The 18650-nt window shown below is 45.8% G+C and carries 24 protein-coding genes, 1 tRNA gene and 4 pseudogenes; 21 read left to right on the top strand and 8 right to left on the bottom strand.

Features of this window, described 5'->3' with window-relative positions; genetic code table 11:
• Window positions 1–132 precede the first annotated feature (132 nt).
• The 6 genes from JCM11217_RS07495 to JCM11217_RS07475 all read left to right on the top strand — a co-directional run bounded on the left by JCM11217_RS07495 (window position 133) and on the right by JCM11217_RS07475 (window position 5373).
• Window positions 133–1305 carry an MFS transporter gene (locus JCM11217_RS07495; protein WP_054842540.1) on the top strand — a complete coding sequence of 391 codons (1173 nt, stop codon included), beginning with the start codon at window positions 133–135 and terminating at the stop codon, window positions 1303–1305.
• Between the two features lie 99 nt (window positions 1306–1404).
• Complete coding sequence (locus tag JCM11217_RS07490; protein WP_243678719.1) at window positions 1405–2295, top strand: divalent metal cation transporter; 891 nt, start codon at window positions 1405–1407, stop codon at window positions 2293–2295.
• Window positions 2296–2389: 94 nt separating this feature from the next.
• Window positions 2390–2668, top strand: a complete 279-nt coding sequence (locus JCM11217_RS15085; RefSeq protein WP_243678718.1) for a hypothetical protein — start codon at window positions 2390–2392, stop codon at window positions 2666–2668.
• Window positions 2669–2726: 58 nt separating this feature from the next.
• Window positions 2727–3134: a metal-dependent transcriptional regulator gene (locus JCM11217_RS07485; RefSeq protein WP_243678717.1), complete on the top strand. Its 408-nt coding sequence runs from the start codon at window positions 2727–2729 to the stop codon at window positions 3132–3134.
• A gap of 66 nt (window positions 3135–3200) precedes the next feature.
• A complete protein-coding gene (locus JCM11217_RS07480) occupies window positions 3201–4115 on the top strand; it encodes a branched-chain amino acid transaminase (protein ID WP_054842539.1) in 915 nt (304 codons plus the stop codon).
• 46 nt (window positions 4116–4161) lie between these two features.
• Window positions 4162–5373, top strand: coding sequence for an MFS transporter (locus JCM11217_RS07475; protein ID WP_243678716.1), 1212 nt, complete (start codon window positions 4162–4164; stop codon window positions 5371–5373).
• A gap of 41 nt (window positions 5374–5414) precedes the next feature.
• On the opposite strand, the pseudogene JCM11217_RS15080 reads toward JCM11217_RS07475, so the two are convergent.
• Window positions 5415–5773, bottom strand: a pseudogene (locus JCM11217_RS15080) (hypothetical protein).
• A 652-nt stretch (window positions 5774–6425) separates the two neighbouring features.
• Between JCM11217_RS15080 and JCM11217_RS15075 the strand changes: the two are divergent.
• From JCM11217_RS15075 to JCM11217_RS07445, 9 genes and pseudogenes are all read left to right on the top strand, one after another.
• A complete protein-coding gene (locus tag JCM11217_RS15075; protein WP_243678715.1) occupies window positions 6426–7040 on the top strand; it encodes a hypothetical protein in 615 nt (204 codons plus the stop codon).
• Window positions 7041–7214: 174 nt separating this feature from the next.
• Window positions 7215–7869, top strand: a pseudogene (locus JCM11217_RS15070) (DEAD/DEAH box helicase family protein).
• A gap of 50 nt (window positions 7870–7919) precedes the next feature.
• Window positions 7920–8411 (top strand): helicase-related protein, encoded by a 492-nt coding sequence (locus JCM11217_RS15065; RefSeq protein ID WP_243678714.1) that lies wholly within the window; start codon window positions 7920–7922, stop codon window positions 8409–8411.
• Window positions 8412–8456: 45 nt separating this feature from the next.
• The gene (locus JCM11217_RS07460) at window positions 8457–8642 is read left to right on the top strand and encodes a hypothetical protein (protein ID WP_054842538.1); all 186 of its coding nucleotides are present in this window, start codon (window positions 8457–8459) and stop codon (window positions 8640–8642) included.
• Window positions 8639–8800, top strand: coding sequence for a hypothetical protein (locus JCM11217_RS15060; RefSeq protein ID WP_243678713.1), 162 nt, complete (start codon window positions 8639–8641; stop codon window positions 8798–8800). The genes JCM11217_RS07460 and JCM11217_RS15060 overlap by 4 nt, the downstream gene beginning before the upstream one ends.
• On the top strand, window positions 8769–9077 hold the full coding sequence (locus JCM11217_RS07455) for a hypothetical protein (protein ID WP_054842537.1): 309 nt from the start codon (window positions 8769–8771) through the stop codon (window positions 9075–9077). Before JCM11217_RS15060 ends, JCM11217_RS07455 begins: the two co-directional genes overlap by 32 nt.
• A gap of 6 nt (window positions 9078–9083) precedes the next feature.
• Window positions 9084–9737 carry a hypothetical protein gene (locus tag JCM11217_RS07450; RefSeq protein ID WP_054842536.1) on the top strand — a complete coding sequence of 218 codons (654 nt, stop codon included), beginning with the start codon at window positions 9084–9086 and terminating at the stop codon, window positions 9735–9737.
• Entirely contained in the window at window positions 9722–9886 is a 165-nt protein-coding gene (locus JCM11217_RS15055) for a hypothetical protein (protein WP_243678712.1), read from the top strand. Before JCM11217_RS07450 ends, JCM11217_RS15055 begins: the two co-directional genes overlap by 16 nt.
• Before the next feature lie 57 nt (window positions 9887–9943).
• Window positions 9944–10990: a DUF1152 domain-containing protein gene (locus JCM11217_RS07445; RefSeq protein WP_054842535.1), complete on the top strand. Its 1047-nt coding sequence runs from the start codon at window positions 9944–9946 to the stop codon at window positions 10988–10990.
• A gap of 88 nt (window positions 10991–11078) precedes the next feature.
• Here the strand turns inward: JCM11217_RS07445 and JCM11217_RS07440 are convergent, their stop codons facing one another.
• Window positions 11079–11561, bottom strand: coding sequence for a hypothetical protein (locus tag JCM11217_RS07440; protein ID WP_243678774.1), 483 nt, complete (start codon window positions 11559–11561; stop codon window positions 11079–11081).
• A gap of 98 nt (window positions 11562–11659) precedes the next feature.
• On the opposite strand from JCM11217_RS07440, the gene JCM11217_RS07435 reads away from it, so the two are divergent.
• The gene (locus JCM11217_RS07435; RefSeq protein ID WP_054842533.1) at window positions 11660–11983 is read left to right on the top strand and encodes a hypothetical protein; all 324 of its coding nucleotides are present in this window, start codon (window positions 11660–11662) and stop codon (window positions 11981–11983) included.
• Between the two features lie 121 nt (window positions 11984–12104).
• Here the strand turns inward: JCM11217_RS07435 and htpX are convergent, their stop codons facing one another.
• From htpX to JCM11217_RS07420, 4 genes and pseudogenes are all read right to left on the bottom strand, one after another.
• Window positions 12105–12758: a zinc metalloprotease HtpX gene (gene htpX, locus JCM11217_RS07430; protein ID WP_243678711.1), complete on the bottom strand. Its 654-nt coding sequence runs from the start codon at window positions 12756–12758 to the stop codon at window positions 12105–12107.
• On the bottom strand, window positions 12701–13021 hold the full coding sequence (locus JCM11217_RS15050; protein ID WP_243678710.1) for a hypothetical protein: 321 nt from the start codon (window positions 13019–13021) through the stop codon (window positions 12701–12703). Before JCM11217_RS15050 ends, htpX begins: the two co-directional genes overlap by 58 nt.
• A 45-nt stretch (window positions 13022–13066) precedes the next feature.
• On the bottom strand, window positions 13067–13786 hold the full coding sequence (locus JCM11217_RS07425) for an acetate--CoA ligase family protein (RefSeq protein WP_243678709.1): 720 nt from the start codon (window positions 13784–13786) through the stop codon (window positions 13067–13069).
• Window positions 13777–15242 (bottom strand): annotated as a pseudogene (locus JCM11217_RS07420) (CoA-binding protein). Before JCM11217_RS07420 ends, JCM11217_RS07425 begins: the two are co-directional and overlap by 10 nt.
• A gap of 200 nt (window positions 15243–15442) precedes the next feature.
• Here JCM11217_RS07420 and JCM11217_RS07415 point away from each other — a divergent pair.
• Window positions 15443–16531 (top strand): aminotransferase class III-fold pyridoxal phosphate-dependent enzyme, encoded by a 1089-nt coding sequence (locus tag JCM11217_RS07415; protein WP_243678708.1) that lies wholly within the window; start codon window positions 15443–15445, stop codon window positions 16529–16531.
• On the top strand, window positions 16528–16767 hold the full coding sequence (locus tag JCM11217_RS15045) for an aminotransferase class III-fold pyridoxal phosphate-dependent enzyme (protein ID WP_243678707.1): 240 nt from the start codon (window positions 16528–16530) through the stop codon (window positions 16765–16767). Before JCM11217_RS07415 ends, JCM11217_RS15045 begins: the two co-directional genes overlap by 4 nt.
• A 33-nt stretch (window positions 16768–16800) precedes the next feature.
• Here JCM11217_RS15045 and JCM11217_RS15040 read toward each other — a convergent pair whose 3' ends face one another.
• Together JCM11217_RS15040 and JCM11217_RS15035 are read right to left on the bottom strand one after the other, a co-directional pair.
• The gene (locus JCM11217_RS15040; protein ID WP_243678706.1) at window positions 16801–16986 is read right to left on the bottom strand and encodes a thioredoxin domain-containing protein; all 186 of its coding nucleotides are present in this window, start codon (window positions 16984–16986) and stop codon (window positions 16801–16803) included.
• Between the two features lie 17 nt (window positions 16987–17003).
• Window positions 17004–17225 carry a hypothetical protein gene (locus tag JCM11217_RS15035; RefSeq protein ID WP_243678705.1) on the bottom strand — a complete coding sequence of 74 codons (222 nt, stop codon included), beginning with the start codon at window positions 17223–17225 and terminating at the stop codon, window positions 17004–17006.
• 180 nt (window positions 17226–17405) lie between these two features.
• On the opposite strand from JCM11217_RS15035, the gene JCM11217_RS07405 reads away from it, so the two are divergent.
• The 3 genes and pseudogenes from JCM11217_RS07405 to JCM11217_RS07395 all read left to right on the top strand — a co-directional run bounded on the left by JCM11217_RS07405 (window position 17406) and on the right by JCM11217_RS07395 (window position 18647).
• Window positions 17406–17486 (top strand) — tRNA-Asp (locus JCM11217_RS07405).
• Between the two features lie 126 nt (window positions 17487–17612).
• A pseudogene (locus tag JCM11217_RS07400) lies at window positions 17613–18399 on the top strand (sulfide-dependent adenosine diphosphate thiazole synthase).
• 50 nt (window positions 18400–18449) lie between these two features.
• Complete coding sequence (locus JCM11217_RS07395; RefSeq protein WP_054842532.1) at window positions 18450–18647, top strand: hypothetical protein; 198 nt, start codon at window positions 18450–18452, stop codon at window positions 18645–18647.
• Window positions 18648–18650 lie beyond the last annotated feature (3 nt).

Here is an 18650-nt window from a genome sequence, read left to right as displayed (position 1 = left end):
TATTTTTAAACATTTCTCTTTAGATCAATATCCCCCCCTTTGATCAATTATTCCATTAATTATCTTTTTGTTAAATTTTCTATTCCAAATGAAGAATACGCCTTATTAACCCAAGCTCCTAATCAATGCCTAATGTCGTTTAGGCGCATTGGACGCATTGGTTTTCTCCTGGTAACGGCTAATTCACTAAGCGGTATTATTTGGGGTGCTAATTCCGTTATCCTCTCAATATACATGTTAAGTATTGGTATGTCAACCACGCTCATCGGCATCGTCCTCGGGCTCTTCTCATTGATAAATGCCCTTGGTTCATTAGTCGTTGGCTATCTAACGGATTACATGGATAGGGTTAGGCTCTTCACGGTATTGTCCATAATTAGCGGCTCCCTAATACTATTAATGACTGTTGGAGTACCTATCATTGTTTCAATAGCCTACTTATTGACGGCATTATTTAATCGATACGTAGTACTCACGGCCATAGTCGGTGAATTCGCTAAGCAGAGGAATGTCTCAGATGAGGCGTTTAGCTTATCATCATCCTTCAACATAGTCTTCAGCGTTGTTGGTTCCGCAATGGCCGTTCTACCTAGCTACCTTGGGCGTCTTGGTTATGAGCTGATATTCATAGCCGAGGCAATAGCCGTCTACCTAACAATACCTCTAGTGCTCAATGCAATTAGGCATTTGGACCCAGTTATCGTGAATGCGAAGATTGAGAGAATAAGCCTTAGGGATTTGGGTAGATTACGTTCGTCATGGCTAATAAAGAGACTATTACCTGAGGCATTGATAGGCCTTGGGGGGGCTGGCGTGATAATACCACTATTCAGCCTTTGGTTCTACCTAAAGTTTCACATAAACATTGCCAGCCTGGGCATTGTCTACGCAATATCCAACGCAACGCTCGCCCTAGGCACATTGATGGCACCAACAGTATCGAGACTACTACGTAGTAGGGTGATCTCCGTGGTAACGCTTGAGGGCTTGGCCACAGGCGTGCTTGCGATAATGCCGTCAATATACGACCTACCACTATTACTGGCTCTATTCATAATTAGGAACACTCTCATGAACATGGCAAACCCATTACTGACATCACTCATTAATGAATTGGTGCCCAGGGAAGAACGAGGTAGGGTGTTTGGTATCTGGAATATGATATCCTCGATACCGCGAGCCGTTGGTCCAGGCATTGGTGGTTACTTAATGGATATTGGTTACCTTGACATGCCCCTATACATAACCTCTATTCTTTATGCAACTGCCGTTGTCCTATTCTATGCCCTGCTCAGGGGGTATTGAGGGTAAGGTTAGGGTTGTTCACGGTACTTAGTACATGCACTACTTTTTCACTTGTCTCAGGAAAAATATTAATTAAGTAGGTGCTTGTGTGGCTCTAGCGTGAATTTTCAGGAGAGAGTATCGAATAGTATTAAGGGAATTAGCGACTCATTTAGGGTATTGATTGGTCCCGGCTGGTTAACGATGCTTGCTGATGTCGATGCCCCCCCAAGCATACTCACGGCTATGCAGAGCGGTTACTACACGGGGGGGCTTGCGATGATACCCTGGCTAATACTCCTAACCATACCCCTATACTTTATTCAGGAATTGACCATTAGAGCCGCATTGGGTAGTGGGAAGGGTATGGGAACGCTGCTTAGGGAGGTCTATGGTAATAAGGTTGCGGCAATATCGCTGATTGCCATGCTCATAATAGATGGTGCTGCCTACGTCGGTGAGTACGCGGCCATATCAGCAATTGGACTTCTCTTTGGCGTGCCCGTGGTTATTTCCGTGATCTCAGTCCTGGCGTTTCACACGGCGATAATACTAATGGGTGGTTCGTATAAGAGAGTTGAGAATGTGTTGCTTGCGATCTCCGCATTCATACTAGTGTATCTAGCGGCCTTCATTGTAATACCCATTAAGCCCCCCCAGGAGGTTTACGGCGCGTTATTATCGATGTTTCTACCGAGCTCATACGCTAATTCCCTATACGTGACATTGCTTGCGGCGAATATAGGCGCGGTGATAATGCCCTGGATGCTTTATTACCAGCAGTCGGCGATTGTTGATAAGGGCTTAAGGAGGGAGCATTACACTCATGAGAGGTTTGAGACCGTGATGGGGGCCGTGATAAGTGAGACGCTGATGATAGGTAGCCTATTGGTTGGTTATTGCTTAGGGCCAGGGGGGGTGGGGGGGTTGTTGATGGTTTTCAATCGGCACTCCTCTCCATTGGCAGGGTCATTAGCCCGTATTGGTTCGTGGTGGCTGCCGTGGGTATGATAGCCGCAGCATTACTCGCAATATTCGTGATAAGCCTGGGCTTTGCCTATGGACTTAGTGAGTACTTTAATTGGCCCGCAGGCTTAGTAGGAGGATGTGTGAGGCCAGGGGCTTCTATGCTTTTTACGTGGTTGAGGTCGTGCCCGCCGCCCTAATAATACTCTTCATGAGGGATCTCGTTAACTTGATACTGGGTATCATGGTATTTAACGCGGTAGCCCTGGCAATACCCACCTACCTATTGATAAGCCTCGTTTCGAGGAGGGATGTCGTTGGTGATTACGTGATAGGTAGGGCTAGGGCCATCACGTTATATGTTGTTACGACCGCATTAATTATTGCTGGAATCTACGCGATAATAACGGCGGTTTAAGTCGTTATTTGGGAATAAGGTTTATTAGACCTTTACTAAGTGTAGTATGTGACTGCATGTGAGAATATCCAGTAGGGAATTCCTATACCTGTTGGTGATTAAGGGGGGGATGAATGATAAGGGCTCTGGTGCGACAATATTTGGAGTTGCAAAGGCGCTTGGTGTCTCGACTGCGAGTGCGTATGAGGAGATAAATCACCTAATTAAGAAGGGTTTCGTGGAGAGGAGGGATGGTGGTATTTTCATAACTGATGAGGGCATTAGGGAGATGAACTCATTAATTAGGGCCCATAGAGTCGTTGAAACGCTGCTTGTTAGGGCAGGGATAGATCCGGACAAGGCCTGTGAATTGGCTAGGATGTTTGATTATGCCTTGCCTGAGGAGGTCGTGGATAAGCTCTATGAGTATTTAGGAAGACCGAGTAAGTGCCCGCATGGTAGAGACATACCAAGCCCTAGTTCGTGAATGCCGTCATGCAAATATATTATATATGTGATAATGCTTAATAAGGAGTTTATTGTAGGCTAGTTAATGAAGTATGTATGGGTAGATGGTAAGCTTGTTCCCGAGAGGGAGGCTGTAATACCCATACTCACGCATGCATTGCACTACGGTACGTCAGTCTTCGAGGGCATAAGGGCCTATTGGAACTCCGAGAGTAATAATCTGTACATATTTAGGGCTAGGGATCACTATGTCAGGTTTCATAATTCAGCCAAGATAATGGGTATTAGGGTTAATTATGGCATTGATGAGTTAGTTGATGCTACCGTGGAGTTGCTAAAGGCTAATGAGGTACGTGAAAACGTTTATATAAGGCCGATAACCTTCGTATCTGCGTCAACGGTAAATCTGGACATTAGGGACTTGGAGACGACCACGGCCATAATAGCCATACCCTTTGGCCATTACCTGGAACCCAGGGGGGGTGTTAAGGCTAAGGTTGTTAGTTGGTTGAGGGTTCATAATTCCATGTTTCCAATGAGGGCTAAGGTCGGCGGCATTTACGTGAACTCCGTGATCGCGTTGCTCGACGCTAAAGTCTCTGGATTTGATGAGGCTATTTTGCTTAATCGTGATGGTTACGTAGCTGAGGGTAGTGGAGAGAACGTATTCATTGTTAAGGATGGCGTGCTCTACACGCCGCCGACTTATGACTCAATCCTTGAGGGCATCACTAGGGATACGGTAATCACCATAGCCAGAGACCTGGGGGGGCTGACGGTTATTGAGAAGAGGATAGCCAGGGAGGAGCTGTACACGGCTGATGAGGTCTTCTTCACGGGGGGGACGGCCGCTGAGGTAACTCCCGTGGTGAACATAGATGGTAGAGTCATAGGTAATGGAGAACCAGGTCCAATAACGCTCAAGGTAAGGAATTACTACATGGATGTGGTTCACGGTAAGGTAAGTAAGTACATGAATTGGCTCACACCTGTTTACTAAGGGATTGATTAAAATTAATGGGTAGGTTGGGAATGGTTTTTAAAGTGTGGGTTTCCCGTTGATGGATGTGCGTATTAATCGGGAAATAACCCATTACGCAATCATTATATTCCTAATAACCTTCGCCACCCGCGCAACCAATAATATGATTGGGACGACAGCACCACTGCTGGCTAAGTACGACCTATCATTCACTAATTACCTAGTTGGTTTTCTAGTGTCGACAGTTACCGCTGTAAACCTCGCATCCATAGTATTCATTAATGCCAGACTACCTGGATCAACGAGGAGACTACTCTTCATAATCTCCAACGCATTGATAGTGACCTTATTACCCGCGTACTTCCTAGCCAATTCTCTAAGTATTTGGATCGTCTCAATACTCACGGGCTTTGCTTATGGCCTAATAATGCCCAACATACTCACGTCGGCGAGCATTGTTGGTGATCAATTTACCGCAGAGAGAATACTCGTACTTTACACACTGGCCTTGAGCACGAGTCTTGTTGCTGGCCCATTGCTCGAGACATACCTATTAACCCGCCTTGGCTATAGGTACGTATTCCTACTATTCATACCACTGGCGGTGCTTTCTTTAGCTCTTTCATTGAAGGTACGATTTCCACCAGACCCTAAGGAGCCAAGGAGGAGTATTGGTGCCGCGCATGTGATTAGGAATAAGGGCTTAATATCGGCATTGCTCGCGAACTCCACGTATAGTATTCCCTTCGTTGTCTTTACAACGTTCATAGCAATATACGCACAGAGCATATACCACGTTAGTAGGTACCTAGCCTACTTCTCATTCGTACCCTTTTTCCTTACCTCCTTCCTTACTAGGCTTTACCTAACAATTCGTGTACCAAGAAGCCTATTCAAACCAATGCTAATCTCCATAGCACTAACTATAACAGGCATAGCACTTCTTTACCTATCACCCAATTACGCAGTGTTCATAATCTCTATGTCAATACTCGGCATACCCCACGGCTCGACATACCCACTTTCAACACTAATGATTAGTAGAGGAACGAGCGTTGAGGAGAGGAATGCGGCGAACTCTTACTTCGCGGCATTCCAGGGTGTCCTGGGAATAATCGTACCAGCACTATTCGGAATCTCAACTGACTTAATAGGTATTAGGCTGTCAATGGCCTTGCTCCTGATACCTGTAATAACCATAGCAATCGCATTCACTAGGTTTTACATGGGTTCAGGCCTCGAAACATTTAAATCGGAAATACCCTCCTCTCGCTGAGTAAGTTCTTTAGCCTATCAATTGGTTCCGTGGATACAGGCTCAAACGCCCAATAACTCGGCCAACGCTAGCGTTACCATGCCCAGGTACGTCACACCATACATCTCAGTCTCCAGGGGCGTCCTACCCTCAAGCCTTATGATTATTGGCTTCGCTCCAAACGAGGATAACACGTCGATGAGCACCTCCTCATATAAGCCTCATAATCATTGGGTCCCATTATCGCCACATGCCTTAAACCGCCTTGCTTCGTTGTGACCGCGGCTATATCGTTATGGGCGCCCTCGGGCACTACGGAAACCACCGAGTAGTACTTGGCGTTTTCATTAAGGTCGTTCTTAAACCTAATACCAACACCGCGCCTACTCTCTGTGACCCAAACCACGGGTATTGAATTCATTAACTGCTTAGCTAGGTTTGTCGCATCGTCAACGTGCTTAAGGGCATTCTCGATTCCGGCAATACCGCTCTCCAACTCATTAGTTATTGAAGTAATGCCGAACCTCTCCAGGATAAGGAGCGCTGGGTATAGCAGCGCGGGTAGTCCATACCTGGGTGCTGAGGCCTTTGGGATTAGGACAACGGGTACGCCCTTGCTACTGAGTGCCGTGCTTAACCTACCGCCTGTCGTAATGCCAATCACTGGATATCCCCCCCTGGACAACGCCTCATTGGCGCTCATTATGGTCTCGGCGGTGTTACCCGAGTAACTAATGGCTATAACCAACGGCCTTGACAACCTCCTTGGCAACCTCATGTTCTTACTTACAATTATGGGTACTCTGCAATCCCAGAACCAGCACAGGTCATTGATTATGTCGCCAACAACGCCACTACCACCCATCCCCGTAATGACCACTGAATCAACCTCCTCGCTATAATCAATGACCTTACCGTCAATGCTCAGCCTAGTACTCCTCAAGTCCATAGGCACATTGAGTATTGACTCCCTCGCGAGTGATGGCCATCTTGGGTAGTCAATTAGGTTCATTGAGGATTATGAAGATTAAACCTTTGTAAGTTTTAAGTACTGTGCAATTAATACATGGTTAGTGCTATTTAGGGTTGTCATAAATGGCGGTGTTGAGATTAGGAGGGAGTGGCCGTGGGATAGGGTATCGAGGGTTAAGGATAGGTTGAAGGAGCTGGGGGGGTTTAGGTGGAATGGCGAGTATTGGTCTGGCAAGGTTTACTCACTCTCGTTGATTAGAGAGCTGAAGGAATTGCTTGAACTAACTAGTGAGGAGACTGAGAAATTAATGAGGACTATACTCGTAAACTCGTCAGGTGGTGTAATCGGTGTTGAGGACTTGGGAAGTCTCGGTTCCATACCAAGCGACTGCGTGTTGGGCGAGGAGGGTGGTTTATACATTATCTCACTGTCATGCCTAATAAGGGACTTCATTAAAAGTGATAGGAATTACATAGGCGGTGTATCCTCATTTGAGGAGTATGTTGATAGGGCCGTGGATAACATTAGGCAGTTACTCATTGGCAAGCCAGTGATTGGTGATGTGGAACTAGCCCTTAGGAGGGCTCGTGAGTTTGCCCTGGCCAATAATAAGTTAAGGGACTTGTTCATGAGGAGGATTGAGTGGTGGACGGTCAAGTTAAGCTTGATAGTGCTGAACTGCACTTTCTATCTAAGGAGCTCTATGAGAAGTTGAGGGGGCTTAACCATACCGTACTACGTCACCGATAAGGAGGGTAATCTGAATAAGCGTGATTTAAGGCTCGTACGCAAGGACGACATTGTTCGAGAAAGCAATAAGGTCGTGATTAGATTCCCCGTATTTCTCAGGGATACGGTAAGGGAATTACTGGTAAAGAGTGGTTATAAGGTGGTTGACCTGCCATGGAGCCCAAGGCAAATACAAGTCCCTAAGGATGAGGTTAAGCTCCTGCCCTTTCAGGAGAGAGCTCTCGATGCCTGGCTGAAGGCTGGTAAGAGGGGGGGTACGATTGTCGTACCGACTGGTGGCGGTAAGACCTTCATAGCCCTCAAGGCTCTGGCCACTGTGAAGGTGCCAGCGATAATACTCGTAATCACGGAAGAACTAATGAATCAATGGTACGAAAGGATAATGAAGTACTTAGGCATTAGGGCAGGTAGGTTGGGTGGTGGTTTTGATGATATTAGGGGAGGTTACTGTGGCGATTTACAACTCGGCAGTTAATAGGATAGCTGAGATAAGTGATAGGTTTGACTTGGTCACGTTTGACGAGGCGCACCACGTTCCTGCCGATACCTTCAAGGAGGTTGCATTTAGGCTTAGGGCGCCGTTTAGGCTTGCATTGTCCGCCACGCCGAGGAGGAGTGATAATAATGAGCACCTGATCTTCCTAAGTGCCGGTGATATTGTTTATCAGGCTGATTATAGGGACATGATCGAGGCTAAATTGGTCGTTCCAGTTAGGCATTTCAGGATATACGTTGACTTAACACCTGAGGAGAGAAGGAGCTATGAGAGGCTGGTGATAACGCGATTGTCCTGAGGAATATAGCGAGTACGGCTAGCGCCAAAATAGGCGTTGCCAAGGAGATAGTGAAGGCTGAGGTTAACATTGGTAGTAAGATCATTGTCTTCACCCAGTTCATAAAGCAGGCCGAGGAGTTGTATAAAGTCCTTAAGGAGGAGTTGGGACCCATCACTGCGCTAATAACGTCTAAGACGAGCGACAGAGACTCGATCTTTAAGGCGTTTGCTAGGGGGGGCGTGTATAAGGTTATTGTGACGACGACGGTACTCGATGAGGGCGTTGATGTGCCGGATGCGGATGTGGCAATAATACTTTCTGGAACAGGTTCCCAGAGACAAATGATTCAGAGGGTTGGTCGTGTGGTTAGGGCTAGTGATGGTAAGGTTGAGGCGAGGGTTTACGAAATAATTACGAGAAATACCATTGAGGAGGCACTTAGTGAGGAGAGGCATGTTAAGGGTGAGGTACTTGAGGTTGAGTGTAGGAGGTATCTGGCTGATGAGGTGAAGCGGTTAATAAGCCACGTAATCAGCAGCACGCGCCTGTTTTCCCAATGATCAATGCTGTAGTGGCTTATATATCGAATTGACAATAATTTAATTGTGAAGTCTCTTGAGGAGGCGCTGAACATTCTGTTTCAGGAGTATGGATCACTAATACTCACGGTAATTTCGGTGATACTCTCAATAATCGTCGTCTCATTTTATGTAGAGTTAATAAGGAGTAACATAGGGCTTATTCGAGAGCTTAATTCAATTATTCAATGGATTAACTCGGTGATTAAATGATTAGGTACGTACTCACAGCGATATTGATTGTGATTATATTCGTGATGATCATAGTCATTGAAAGCTTCCTACTAAAAGTACTTTATTTAGCAAATTCCGTGAGTAATTACGCCATGGTGATAATCAATGGCTCTCGTAGACTCCTTAATATTCCCTGACCTATTAGTTTCAATCACTCTGGTAATCGTAATACTCATACTCACGATATACCTAACAAACCTACTATTGAAATTATCAATAATTGATTATAAAGCGTCAATTGGAACCTACCTATTCATTGAGTGCCAATTGGGTAATTTCACGGGTGGTGTTGATCTGAACCATGTCGTAATAACGGATGAGGTAATGACCAATAATTACCTAATTATATGCCCAAGAATTGCAGCCAATAATTCCAGGTTGGAGGTTAATGTATATGTTGCCTACGTTAGGTGATTATGAATGATTTACAAGTCGTTACTACCCATAATCATAGTTTTGCTGGTAATGATTTCATTAACCACGTACTTAATAAATTACGTAAGTAACGAGACATCAAAGGCATTAACCCTTGAGAATACCTATCTCCTTTCCGTTAACGTCATTAGGCAATTGAATGACACACTACCACAGATATTACATAATGATGCATGCCTAGTTATAATGAATCCAATAAATTACTCATGCAGTACTATCGCCAGGAACCTAACGGAAACCCTGAGTGAAGCCCTTAACACTATTAGTAATGAGACTGGTAATGCCGTGAGGTATAGGGTAATTAGTTATGAGGTTTATGGCGAGGGTAATGAGACCATTTATCGCGCAGTCATTCAATCAATTACACAGTCAAATACCGTTGAGGGAGTTGTTGTCGTAACATATCCCTTCAATCTATGTTATTACTCACAGGTTATTAATAACATTATTAATAATTTAAATGCTAATGTTACAATTCACGCTAGCAATATAACGGAGACTACGCAAAACATAGCTAATTACTTAGCGGGTAAGATTGGCGGTGATTATCATGGTATAAACGTAACACTGAGTTACGTTGGTGTCTTTAGGATGATTAAGCGAATGAGTAATTGCACTGTTTATTGGGGGGGGTCATAGACTATACATTACATGCTTCACCCAGGGAAAGTATGTGCAGCGGCGGCTTGGAATTTAGCGGTAGTTTCTACGTCGTGGTGGTAATTAATGCCTATGTAAATAATACATATTACTTTGCAGTTAGTGGCATGATTAATAATGATAAGTAGTGTATAATTGTGATATTCAGTTAATACATTTAAATTGATTTAAAATGTGACATCATTGTGCTTGATGAGGTTGTAGGATTTGATGTAAGGAGTGTTCTGGTGATTGGTATTGGTGGTGGAGGTGATGTCGTTGGCTCTACGATCACTTATAGCTTAGCCGTTAATGAGGGTAAGGAGGCTGTATTAGGCGCAGTTCTTTGGGAGAGGTACGTGAACGATGTTGTGCCGGGACCCATTAGGGTTCAGGAACTTAGGAATGCTAATGCCCTTGGTGATTACTTGGCCATCGTTAATGGAGATACCTACGCAGTTAGGGAGGGTAGGCGCGTTATTCCCCAAATAGCCAATGTATTAAGCATCATTAAGGATGATGGATTGGGAATAAGCATTAGTGGTTCCGTCAGTAATGTGGCTAAGGAGCTCAGTGACTACGTGAGTAGGTACGGCATTGACGCCGTGATAGGAATTGATGTTGGTGGTGACGTGCTAGCCCTGGGTAATGAGGATGGGCTATACAGCCCACTTGCCGATAGTTACTCAGTAGCCGTTCTAAGTAGGCTTCAGGATATAACTAATGTGCCGGTAATACTGGGTGTCGCAGGTCCTGGCGTGGATGGCGAGTTGGATAGGGACTACGTGTTAATGAGGATAAGTCAATTAGCCAGTAAGGGCGCATTCCTGGGCGCCTATGGACCAACACGAAACGACCTAATGATACTTGAGGACATACTCAGTAAGGCAATAACTGAAGCCAGTGGGTTAGTGTTTAGGGCTGCGAGGGGGGGATATCACGGTAATGTGGGTATAAGAGGTAGTACTAGGTACGTTAGGCTTGATATATCCTCATCAATAACGTATTACCTAGACCTTAAGAAGGCGATGAGTGATTTACCATTGGCTAATTTATTAATCGATGCTAAGGATCCCTGGGATGCAATGAAAATATTGAATAGTAGGGGCGTAATGACTGAGCTGAACTTTGAGGAGGAGGTCTATAGGTATTATAGGGCTAGGTCCAGGATACCAAGTCCTGAGGAGGCGTACTCAATGATTAATGAGATTAGGAATAGGCTGAAGGCGCAGGTGCAGTTAATGAAGGGATGATATCTGACCGGCGGTATTCATCACCTTAAGCTCAGGTAAGGGCGTGCTCTTCACAGTATTTAGTTGGCAATGGTGGTTAATTTAAGCCTTAATCGCCGGCTTCCTCATAGAATAATGCGTAATCCTTCTCAGCCTCACGAAGAAGCTGAAGCTGTGATATCCTTTCCTCGGCCCTCCTATACATGTTTGCGAACTCCATGATCCTTGACGCCACGTCATCAGCCCTGTTAAACGCCACTGAATTATACAGGAGCTTCCTCCTGTCATTACCCTTAATACTCACTACATAACCCTCAACAACACCAGACGTAGGTATTTTACCCAACTCACCACCCTCACCCCCCCTTATTAGGAAGACGTAGCCCTTACGAGAACCATCATTAAACGTCAATCTAACGAGGACCAACGCTATGTGAAATTCCCTTAGTATGTTTGTAATCACGTCCCTATACCTCTCGTACTCACGTACGTAGGGTAACCTCTCAATGAGCGATAAATCATCCCTATTAAGGTCGTTGAGGAGTTCATTCAGCATATCCATCACACTCCTACCTGTGTTTATTACCTCCATCACGTGGAACACTGCTTTACCAAAAATAAGCATTACCCAAAGCCCTGGGCATTGGATTCTAGGTAAGGTATATTTAACTGGGTAATTATGGTAATTGGATGAGTGGATTAGATAGGAGGGTTTATGAACTACATAGTAAGGTAATGAATGAGTTTATGAGCGGTAAATGCTATGATATTGATGAGGCCCTAGTCATTGATTGCATTAAGGACACATTAACAAATATTGGGTTAAGCGTTAATGACATAGTGCTCTTCGACATAGACGGTAATGTAACAAATGAAATTGGTAATGCCAGGTACGTGAGGGTTACAACAACGAGCAATTACGTTAATGGCGAGCAAATATTCACCTTCGCACTGATTAAGCTGAGGAATAGGTATAGGGTTCTCTATCTTCAATCAGCTGTGAAGGAGAGTTAAGGAAAAATTGAAAAATTTATAAGAATCTTCTTACACGCGTTTAATTTATTTAATCTGTGTTACGGAGATGACTCGGCAATCCTATCAAGCATTTGTATTCTCTTTGCTGGGTGTGGGTGTGTCATGAACAGCTCCTCCCAAATTGATGGCTTATAATGCTCCAATACTCTATTAAATCATCAACATTACTCTCAATATACTCAGTGCTGACTGGCGGTGCGAAGAATAGCATCCTTAATGTGCCGTTCGTAGTCCTCTTCACCACGTTTGGATCCATGTAAAGCGTTATCTTTGCAAGGGCCCTCTGTAGGTTGCGGGCACCATTCTCTACGGTTAATGCGCCGTTAATATCCGCGTAGGCCTCCCTCAACCTATTAATGTAAAGGACGAATAATTGGAATAGGAAGCTAACGGCGATAAGAGCTAAACCTATTAGGAGTAGTAGGCCGCCACCGTTATTCCTACCCTCGGACCAACCTCCCCCCCACCAACCACCCCCCCACCAGAGTGACCAACCAAGCCAGTAAATGACCGTGGGCAGTAAACCAACGGCCATCAAGACCTCCACATCCCTATGCCTTAGGTGTCCAATCTCATGGCCAAGGACAGCCTTCAACTCGCTGGGCTTTAATATCCTTAGTAGGGGTAGCGTTATTGCGACCCTCTTACCAGCTATTGGACTTCCATAGGCGAAAGCATTGGGGAATGGTACATCGGCTATGTAGACCTTGGGCACGTCCTTAAAGCCGTTAGCCCTCGCAACATCAGCGACCATGTCATAGACCCAGCCGTAGGTTGGGTCATCAGGCTTAACTTCATGAGCCTATACATGGCATTAATTAGGAATGGGCCAATCAACCACTGGAATAGCGTTAGGAAAAACGCCATGAGTACTAGGCTGGTGACAAGTGCGATGCCGCTTATTGACCCTCCCGACAACCACCACATGATGCCGTACGTAAACGCGGCGCCTAATAGTAATATTGCTATTATTGCGAGTGACATCTTTAACCTAAACAGGAGTAGTGCCTTGTTCATACAAGGCGGAAACCACGGTATTAATTTTAAACCTAACTCACGAACTCACACAGACCCTATTATGAACCTAGCATCAGCCGCGTACGCGCCCTTACCCCTCTCAAGCACAATGACTGGGTTTAGGTCGGCCTCAACAATGTTTGGATTATCAGATAGGAGCTCTGAGAATTTCGTTATTATGTAGATAACGGCCTCCTCATCCCTCACGGGCATGTTCCTATAGCCATTGAAGAGCCTATAGCCCTTTATCTCCCTAACCATTGCCCTGGCATCCTCCTCGGTGATAGGCACAATCCTAAAACTCACGTCCTGCAGTACCTCAACCATTACTCCACCGAGACCAAAGGCTATTACATGACCAAAGATTGGGTCCTTAGTCGCACCAATTATCGTCTCTAGGCCCTCGGGCACCATCCTCTGCACTAGGAAGCCACTTATCCTGGCGTATGGGGGGGCCTTCTCCTTAATGTTATTTCTAATTCTCTCACAGGCGCTTCTGAGATCATCATCATTACTTATATTGAGTATTACACCGCCAACATCTGATTTATGGATTATGTCGGGCGAAACAACCTTAAGCACCACTGGGTAGCCTATGTCCTTAACAACCTTCAACGCCTCATTAACATCCTGAACCAGTGCAAAGTCTGGAACAGGTATGTTATACTGCCTAAGTAGTTCAAAGGACTCATGCTCAAGCAGTTTATACCTACCCTCCTCAAGGGCCTTCGTAATTATTGGGTTCATACCCCCCCTCACCACCACTCCTTAGCCACGCCTTTTATTTTTGAGTACTCATACAACGCCCACAACGCTTGGCAGCTCTATGTGGTGCGTGGTAGACGGGTATCCCATTCTCCTCAAGGTGGCTCTCAAACTTAGCCACATACTCATTACCGCCAAAGCTAACGACTACTATTGGCTTATTGAACCTCTTAGCTTCAATGATGTAATTACCCAGGTTAGCCGTTAAGCCAGGTATCTGCATTAAGGCTATTATCAGGGCCATGTCCACGTAGCTCGTTGGTAGTACCGTGTCCAGTACGAACTTGTACATTGCATCCGTGGCACTACCCGTCAAGTCGATGGGATTTCGTGTGACGGCTAAAGGAGGTAATTGCTTCCTCAGTATCTCCTGGAGACTCTCGGATAGCTCAGGAACCTGAAGCCCACGCATGTCAAGGGCATCCACAGATTGAATGCCCATACCACCGCTATCAGTTATGACTAAAACCCTGTTGCCCCCCCTGGGTAATGGCTGTGTGGCCAGTGCCTTGGCCATGTCGAAGGCATCCGTTAGGTTGTCTGCCTCAATCACATTGGCCTGCTTGAGCATTGCCCTGTAAATCTCGTAATTACCCGCCAGAGCAGCCGTATGAGACTTAACGGCGCCCGTGGCCGCCTTAGTCCTACCCGCCTTATAAACTACTATTGGTTTAACGCTGGATACCTCCTTCATGACCTCGAGTAATTTCTTCCCCTCCCCCCCAGGATACTTCAACCCCTCCATGTACATTACAATAACCTTAACCCTACTATCCCTGGCAAAGTACTCGAGAAGCTCTGCCTCGTTTATATCGAGCTTGTTTCCGTAGTTCACGGCTAACCCAACGCCGATGTTTCTCCTGGCTGCCCAATCAAGGATTGCGCCAGCCACAGCACCGCTTTGGCTTATTAAGGCTACGGGGGGGCCAGGTTTGGGCCTACCCATCCTATCCTCAGGGAGGAAGAACGTGTCTAGGCCATTAAACGCATTATAAACACCAATGCAGTTAGGACCGAGCACCCTGATGCGATTTTGAACAACTCTCCTTAACTCCTCCTCAAGCTTAGCGCCTTCCTCACCAACCTCGCTAAAACCGCCGCTGATTATTATTGTGACCTTAACGCCCTTCCTGGCGCATTCATCCGCGACCTTAGGAACGGCCGGCGCCGGGACGACTATGACCGCTAAGTCAATACTGTCTTGAATATCGAGTATTGACTTATAGTACTTAATGCCATTAACCTCATCATACTTAGGATTGATTAAGTAAACCTTACCCTTAAATTTAGTGAGTAGGTTCTTCGTGATAACCCCGCCAACGCTATTCTCCCTAGGCGTGGCTCCAATTATTGCGACGGACCTTGGATTAAACAATAAATCGAGTGGTGACGTAATCACCAATGAGACTTCAGAGACCGCCTTAATCTCCTGCGGTTGCTGCTTTTGTTCCTCCATAGAAACCGACGCTCATCTTAACTCATTTCTTAAAAACCTTTCTAAATGAATACATAGTCTATTTATCTTTATAGATTGCGCTGGTTTAGAGAAACTTTTCTCAAAAATGCTGAAGATATTATGGAAAAAATATTATATATTTTATGGAAAGAAATAACTAGCAGATTAAACTTAAAAGGAGCGGGCATTTAATGAACTTAATGGGAAGGACCGAGGAAATCCTTAAGGAACTAGATGAATACTTAATGACGAACTTATACCCAACCCATAGGATTGTTGTTAGGGAGGCCCGTGACATCTACGTCTATGACGTTGATGGGAATACTTACCTGGATTTCATGACCGTAGTAACCACGGCACTACTCGGTCATAACCCACCAGGTCTTGCCGACGCGATTGCCGAAACCGCAAAACGTTTAATCGCCGGCAATGGCTATAATTGGTATACCGAGGAATTACTGAATGCGGCGAAGGCTGTGCTGAGTCTATTCCCTGATAAGAGCATGTACAATAAGGTTCACTTCAAGTTAAGTGGTTCTGAGGGGGGGATTGAATTAGCGCTGAAGATTGCGAAGAGGTATACGAAGAATACGTACGTGATGTACCTAATGGGTGGTTATCACGGTAGGACTTACCTAACAGGCTCATACCATGGAATGAGGAGGAAGGAGTATGGCCCATTACCGCCAGGCACATTAATAGCGCCATTCCCATACCCATACAGGTGCCCATTTGGTGACATGCCACCTGAGGAGTGCGGTAAGGCAGCCGTTGAGGCCATTGAATATTACATCAATTACGTGGCGATTAAGGACGTGTGCTGCCTAGTCACTGAGCCAATACAGGGTGTTGGTGGTATTGTGGTGCCGCCGATGGACTTCTTCGAGAGACTGAAGAAGGTCCTTGACACGTATGGCATATTACTAATATTTGATGAGGTACAAAGTGGCATGGGTAGGACTGGCACCACCTGGGCCTTTGAGCAATTCAATGTTAAGCCTGACATTGTTGTCGCGGCTAAGGGCATGACCGGCGGATTACCGGCATCCGCCGTGGTGACTAGAAAGGAGATTGCCTCAGCAATGCAGTTGAATGATGAGCACTCGACCTTTGGAGCCTCAGCATTGATTATGGCTGCGGTTAAGGCAACAGTTGATTACTACAACATGCATAAGGAGGAGCTGTTAAGCAATGCCAAGAGGATGGGTGAGTACGCAATGAAGAGGTTAATGGAGCTTTACGACAAGCACCCACTCATTGGCGAGGTCAGGGGGGGATTGGGCTCATGATCGGTATTGAGCTCGTTAAGAATAGGAAGACCAAGGAGCCGGCGACCAAGGAGACAAGTGATATATGCCTTAACAGGGCGTTGAAGAGGGGTGTTCTCTTCGTGACCAGCGGTTGGAATGGCAATGTCATTAGGTTTGCACCACCATTAACCGTTAAGCAGGAGCACATTGATAAGGCCATAGACGTACTTGACAAGTCACTTGGTGAGGTTGAGAGGGAGGAGAATATTAAGTAACCTAGGTTATTTATTTATGTAAAAATTGTTGTTTTAATTCTCGTTAAGAACCCTCCTTATCTTATCAGCAATTATTTTCTTAGGCACTGCACCAACCACGAAATCCGCGGGCTCACCATCCCTAAATATTATCACGGTCGGTAGGCTCATTACGTCGTACTTAGCCGCAACGTCAGGCCACTCCTGCGTATTTAACCTACCAAAACCAACGCATGGCATTTCCTTAGCCAGCGCCTTTAGGATTGGCTCGAGCAGGAAGCACGGTGCACACCAGGCGCCCAGAAATCAACAACCACAACCCTCCTACTCCTTATGAAATCGTCAAAACTATCAGCACTTAACTCAACAGGCTCATTGCCCACAGCCCTAGCCAACTCCTTAGCCTTCTTCTCTAATAACTTGCTCAACTCCTCATCCTCCTTATCACCCATGTTACTATTCATATTATTCACCGCCATACCTAAGGCGGGGGGGAACTGCCAATTTAAAGCGTTTACTCAGTCAATAATTAGACAGGAAATGCAGACGCAACACCGCATTTAAATCCATAATAACTATAATAAGAAGTCTCCTAGCACGGCGCCAACAAACAATCAGGGCAAAAAACTTAAATTCTCAACAAAGCCAATCACTACGTAGCCCCGGTGGTATAGCCCGGTCTAGTATGGCGGCCTGTCGAGCCGCAGACCCGGGTTCAAATCCCGGCCGGGGGGGCGCCACCCTGGTGTTAGTTCCTGTGGGTTTTGTTTTGTTTTAAGTTCACGGGCTTTGGGCAGGTCATTAGTTAATAAGGGGGGGAATTAATTTATAACTTGTTTATTTATGAATAATAATTTGGTGATTGTATGGCGGGCGTATCAATCTCGGAGTCGAGCATTACCCGTGCAATAATAAGGAGTGCCCTGAAAATACTTGATGAGTATTCAAGCGTTGATGTGGCTATTGTTGGCGCTGGTCCATCGGGCATGACGGCGGCTTACTACCTGGCGAGGGCTGGTTTAAAGACCGTGGTGCTTGAGAGGAGGTTTTCCTTTGGTGGTGGTATTGGCGGTGCTGCAAGCCACTTACCGAGCATAGTCATTGAGACCCCGGCCTCTGAGATCCTTAGCGAGGATTTCGGCGTTAGGCTTCAGGACATGGGTGATGGGTTATTCACCATTGACCCTGCCGAAATGATGGCAAAACTCGCAACTAGGGCCATCGATGCAGGCGCTAAGTTTTTGCTTGGAATTAACGTTGAGGATGTCATAATTAGGGATAATCCCCCGAGAATAGCAGGTCTCGCTGTTTACTGGTCATCAATACAAATGGCTAACATACACACAGACCCATTCTTCATAGAGGCTAGGGCCGTAGTCGACGCCACAGGGCATGATGCCGAGGTCGTGACGGTGGCCGCGAGGAAAAACCCAGACCTTGGCTTAAAGGTGCCTGGTGAGAAGTCGGCGTATGCCTCGATTGCCGAGGACTTAGTCGTTAAGTACACGGGTAGGGTTATGGAGGGTCTTTACGTGACGGGTATGGCGGTTGCTGCCGTGTATGGGCTACCGAGGATGGGGGCCTATATTCGGCTCAATGATAATGAGTGGTAAGAGGGTTGCCGAGTTAATAATTAATGATTTGAGGCGATAATAGTACGTAGGTTGAGTTTAAAAGCTATTAAAGGGTCATACCCGCCTAGTATGGCGTATACGCTGTTTATAAATTACGCTTTGGCATTCTCGCTTTCGTTCCTAGTCTCTGGAAATAACCTATCAGCCAACGCTGGTGCTGCCGTTGGTTCCAAGTCAATTGATTATAAGTACGCCGTAGTAATTGCATTACTTGGCTATGTACTTGGGTTATGGCTGCAAGGTACTTACATGAGGCTAATGTGGTGAGTG

This window comes from Vulcanisaeta distributa JCM 11217, from assembly GCF_001316005.1.
GTDB lineage: Archaea > Thermoproteota > Thermoprotei > Thermoproteales > Thermocladiaceae > Vulcanisaeta > Vulcanisaeta distributa_B.
The sequence above is the reverse complement of the archived record's forward strand: the minus strand, read 5'-3'. Positions and strand labels throughout refer to the sequence as shown.

Bases quoted from the DNA above. Each gene is read 5' to 3' on its own strand.
- JCM11217_RS07495 (WP_054842540.1), top strand. From the start codon at position 133: ATGTCGTTTAGGCGCATTGGACGCATTGGTTTTCTCCTGGTAACGGCT.
- JCM11217_RS15085 (WP_243678718.1), top strand. From the start codon at position 2,390: ATGTGTGAGGCCAGGGGCTTCTATGCTTTTTACGTGGTTGAGGTCGTG.
- JCM11217_RS07480 (WP_054842539.1), top strand. From the start codon at position 3,201: ATGAAGTATGTATGGGTAGATGGTAAGCTTGTTCCCGAGAGGGAGGCT.
- JCM11217_RS15060 (WP_243678713.1), top strand. From the start codon at position 8,639: ATGATTAGGTACGTACTCACAGCGATATTGATTGTGATTATATTCGTG.
- JCM11217_RS07455 (WP_054842537.1), top strand. From the start codon at position 8,769: ATGGCTCTCGTAGACTCCTTAATATTCCCTGACCTATTAGTTTCAATC.
- JCM11217_RS07450 (WP_054842536.1), top strand. From the start codon at position 9,084: ATGATTTACAAGTCGTTACTACCCATAATCATAGTTTTGCTGGTAATG.
- JCM11217_RS07440 (WP_243678774.1), bottom strand. From the start codon at position 11,561: ATGGAGGTAATAAACACAGGTAGGAGTGTGATGGATATGCTGAATGAA.
- JCM11217_RS07435 (WP_054842533.1), top strand. From the start codon at position 11,660: ATGAGTGGATTAGATAGGAGGGTTTATGAACTACATAGTAAGGTAATG.
- htpX (WP_243678711.1), bottom strand. From the start codon at position 12,758: ATGGTCGCTGATGTTGCGAGGGCTAACGGCTTTAAGGACGTGCCCAAG.
- JCM11217_RS15050 (WP_243678710.1), bottom strand. From the start codon at position 13,021: ATGAACAAGGCACTACTCCTGTTTAGGTTAAAGATGTCACTCGCAATA.
- JCM11217_RS07415 (WP_243678708.1), top strand. From the start codon at position 15,443: ATGGGAAGGACCGAGGAAATCCTTAAGGAACTAGATGAATACTTAATG.
- JCM11217_RS15045 (WP_243678707.1), top strand. From the start codon at position 16,528: ATGATCGGTATTGAGCTCGTTAAGAATAGGAAGACCAAGGAGCCGGCG.
- JCM11217_RS15040 (WP_243678706.1), bottom strand. From the start codon at position 16,986: ATGCCATGCGTTGGTTTTGGTAGGTTAAATACGCAGGAGTGGCCTGAC.
- JCM11217_RS15035 (WP_243678705.1), bottom strand. From the start codon at position 17,225: ATGGCGGTGAATAATATGAATAGTAACATGGGTGATAAGGAGGATGAG.
- JCM11217_RS07395 (WP_054842532.1), top strand. From the start codon at position 18,450: ATGGCGTATACGCTGTTTATAAATTACGCTTTGGCATTCTCGCTTTCG.